Below are 3,537 nucleotides of genomic sequence, written 5' to 3'. Positions count from 1 at the left end.
AAAAATGAAGTTCAGTGAAAAATGGTTAAGAGAGTGGGTTAATCCCGATATCGACACCGAGGCACTGGCGCATCAGTTGACGATGGCCGGGCTGGAGGTGGATGCGATCGAGCCGGTGGCCGGGGCCTTTGATAAGGTCGTGGTCGGCGAGGTGATTGGGCTGGAGCCCCATCCCGATGCGGACAAGCTGCGGGTGGCGACGGTGAATGTCGGCGCTGATGAATCGCTGCAGATCGTCTGCGGTGCGGCCAATGTGCGCGAAGGCTTGAGGGCGCCGACGGCGCTGGTCGGGGCGAAGTTGCCGGGCGATCTGAAAATCAAAAAATCCAAACTGCGCGGCGTGCCGTCCCAGGGCATGCTCTGCTCCGAGAAAGAACTGGGGCTGGCGGACAGTGCCGAGGGATTGATGGAACTGCCGGATGAGGCCCCGGTGGGCGAATCGATTCGTGATTATCTGCAACTGGACGATGTGACCATCGAGCTGGGGCTGACCCCTAACCGGGGCGACTGTCTGAGCGTGGCGGGGATTGCCCGGGAAGTGGGCGTGCTGAACAAATTGTCGGTGGCCGGTCCGGATCTCGGCGCGTGTACGGCGGGAATCGACGCTAGCCTGAGCGTCAAACTGGAAGCTGCCGGGGCCTGTCCGCAGTACGCCGGGCGGGTGCTGCGGGGCATCAATTCCAACGCCGAAACGCCCCTGTGGCTGGCCGAACGGCTGCGTCGCAGCGGCCTGCGCAGCCTGGGTCCGGTGGTGGATGTGACCAACTACGTGCTGCTGGAGCTGGGTCAGCCGATGCACGCCTTCGATCTGGGCAAGCTGAACGGGGGCATTCGCGTTCGCTATGCCAATACCGGCGAATCCCTGACACTGCTGGATGAGCAGACGATCGAACTGGACAGCGAAACGCTGGTGATCGCCGATGAGACGGCGCCGGTGGCGCTGGCCGGCATCATGGGCGGTGCCGCCTCCGCCGTCGGCGAGGGGACGGTCGATATTTTCCTGGAAAGCGCCTATTTCGCCCCCCAGGCTATCGCCGGCAAGGCGCGGGGCTACGGGCTGCATACCGACTCCTCGCACCGCTTCGAGCGGGGCGTGGACCCGCAGCTGCAGGTGCCGGCGCTGGAGCGTGCCACGGCGCTGCTGCAGGCCATTTGTGGCGGCGAGGCGGGGCCGGTGGTGCATGTCCAGCAGGCCGATCGATTGCCGGTCAGAGCGCCGGTGAGGCTGCGAAATGCCCGGATCGGCCGGATTCTCGGGGCGGACATTGCCGGGGACGCGGTGGTCGATATTCTGGCGCGTCTCGGGATGGGGGTCCAGCCGGCCGATAGTGACGAGGGACGAGGGGCGAGGGGCGAGGAAGAGCTTGTCTGGGAGGTGACGCCGCCGTCGTTTCGGTTTGATATCAACCTCGAGGTGGATCTGATCGAGGAGCTGGGGCGGATTTACGGCTATGACAATCTGCCGGCCAGTCGGCCGCGGATTAGCCTGGCGATGGGCGCCCGGCCGGAAACCCGCCTCAAGCCGGCCGATTACAAGCGCCTGCTGGTGGATCTGGGTTACCAGGAGGCGGTGACCTACAGTTTTGTTGACCCGAAGCTCCAGCAGCAGCTGGATCCGCAGGGGACGGCGCTGATGCTGGCCAATCCCATCTCGGCGGAAATGGCCGCCATGCGCACTTCGCTGTGGCCGGGATTGCTGCAGACCGCGTTATATAACTTGAATCGTCAGCAGGATCGGGTATTATTATTCGAGCAGGGTCTGAAGTTTGTTTTGCAAGGCTCTGAATTAAAACAGGAACCGGTACTTGCGGGTTTGCTGTCAGGCAGTTTGCTGCCGCCCCAGTGGGGCAGCCCGGCCCGTCAGGCCGACTTTTTCGACTGCAAGGGACATGTGGAACAGTTGCTGGCCCGGACCGGCCAGAGCGAGCAGTTCCGGTTTGAGCCCGATGACAACCATCCGGCGCTGCATCCCGGTCAGGCGGCCGTGATTCGCCATAACGACCGGCTCGTGGGGCGCCTCGGGGCACTGCATCCGGGGCTGCAGCAGCAACTGGGACTTTCCCAGCGGGTTTATCTGTTTGAGATCGAGCAGGCGATCCTGGTCGAGCGGCGGCTGCCGGCGTTTGCGCCGCTGTCGAAATACCCGTCGATTCGCCGGGATATTGCGATCGTCCTGGATGAGAACATAGGCGCACAGAAAGTCAAGGATTGCATTGAAAAAGCCGGCTCCGGGTGGCTTAAAAACATCGAGTTGTTTGATGTCTATGTGGGCGAAGGTATTGATTCTGGAAGAAAAAGTCTGGCCCTGGGCTTGACCTTGCAGGATCTTTCACGCACTCTTAAGGATGAAGATGTCGAGAGCGAAATCAGCACCATTTTGACGGCGCTGGATCGCGAACTTGGGGCTACACTTAGAGAATAACAATTATGGCGCTGACAAAAGCGGTGATGGCCGAGCGATTGTTCGAGGAGCTGGGGCTGAACAAGCGCGAAGCCAAGGAAATTGTGGAAATGTTTTTCGAGGAGATTCGCAATGCGCTGGAAAATGGCCAGCAGGTCAAGCTCTCCGGTTTCGGCAATTTCGACTTGCGCGATAAAAAGCAGCGCCCCGGCCGCAATCCCAAGACCGGCGAAGAAATCCCCATAACCGCACGGCGAGTCGTGACATTTCGTCCCGGACAAAAACTGAAGGCCAGAGTCGAAGCGTATGCTGGAACCCACCAATAACAACGAATTACCCCCGATTCCCGGCAAGCGCTACTTCACCATCGGTGAGGTGAGCGAGCTGTGCGCCGTTAAGCCGCACGTGCTGCGCTACTGGGAGCAGGAATTTCCCCAGCTCAAACCCGTCAAGCGCCGCGGCAACCGCCGCTACTACCAGCGCCAGGACGTTATCATGATCCGCGAGATCCGCAGCCTGCTTTACGAGCAGGGCTACACCATCGGCGGCGCGCGGCTACAACTGACCGAAAGCAACAACCAGCCCAAAAAAGGCAGCAAGACCGACAAGGAAACCCTGCGCCAGATGCGCATGGAACTCGAGGAAATCGCCTCGATTCTTTCAAGATAAGAGGGCCGAGTTACGAGGGACGAGTGACGAGGTCCGCCCGATACCGCTTCGCTTTATCGGGCCTACATACCTGGATGTGGGAGCGGGCTACGACCGCGACAAACCTTTCCGCCCACACGATCCATCGCGCCGAAGGCGCTCCCAGCAGTTTAGGGACAGGGTGTTTTTCCTCGTTACTCGCCCCTCGTACTTCGTCACTGCGTCCGGAGGACGCCGCACGACCGACCTTTCTACCCATATGGTACGAACCCATTGTGCCGAAGCTATTTTCGCAGGGAAATGATGCGTAGAACGCACCCTACTTACTTTCGGGAAGATGTTTTTCCTCGTCCCTCGTAACTCGTCCCTTGGCCCTGAGATTGATGTGGTGTATGATTCCCGCCGTTCCAAATCCGTCGGGGCGTAGCGCAGCCTGGTAGCGCATCTGCATGGGGTGCAGAGGGTCGCAGGTTCAAATCCTGCCGTCC

Annotated in this window: 3 protein-coding genes; all 3 read left to right on the top strand. The window is 60.6% G+C overall.

Annotated features, from left to right (window positions below; genetic code table 11):
• The first annotated feature begins 4 nt into the window (after nucleotides 1-4).
• Genes pheT through RI563_RS12920 form a run of 3 tightly spaced genes read left to right on the top strand, consistent with a single transcriptional unit; the run spans nucleotide 5 to nucleotide 3,070 of the window.
• Complete coding sequence (gene pheT, locus RI563_RS12930; protein WP_317622897.1) at nucleotides 5-2,422, top strand: phenylalanine--tRNA ligase subunit beta; 2,418 nt, start codon at nucleotides 5-7, stop codon at nucleotides 2,420-2,422.
• 2 nt (nucleotides 2,423-2,424) lie between these two features.
• A complete protein-coding gene (ihfA, locus tag RI563_RS12925) occupies nucleotides 2,425-2,727 on the top strand; it encodes an integration host factor subunit alpha (protein WP_310694798.1) in 303 nt (100 codons plus the stop codon).
• A complete protein-coding gene (locus tag RI563_RS12920; protein WP_310694796.1) occupies nucleotides 2,708-3,070 on the top strand; it encodes a MerR family transcriptional regulator in 363 nt (120 codons plus the stop codon). The genes ihfA and RI563_RS12920 overlap by 20 nt, the downstream gene beginning before the upstream one ends.
• Nucleotides 3,071-3,537 lie beyond the last annotated feature (467 nt).

Origin of the sequence: Thiohalophilus sp. (genome assembly GCF_031581315.1) — a bacterium.
GTDB lineage: Bacteria > Pseudomonadota > Gammaproteobacteria > UBA6429 > Thiohalophilaceae > Thiohalophilus.
The sequence above is the reverse complement of the archived record's forward strand: the minus strand, read 5'-3'. Positions and strand labels throughout refer to the sequence as shown.

What these genes read in the sequence shown, in the direction of transcription:
- pheT (WP_317622897.1), top strand. Translation starts at nt 5, where the DNA reads ATGAAGTTCAGTGAAAAATGGTTAAGAGAGTGGGTTAATCCCGATATC.
- RI563_RS12920 (WP_310694796.1), top strand. Translation starts at nt 2,708, where the DNA reads ATGCTGGAACCCACCAATAACAACGAATTACCCCCGATTCCCGGCAAG.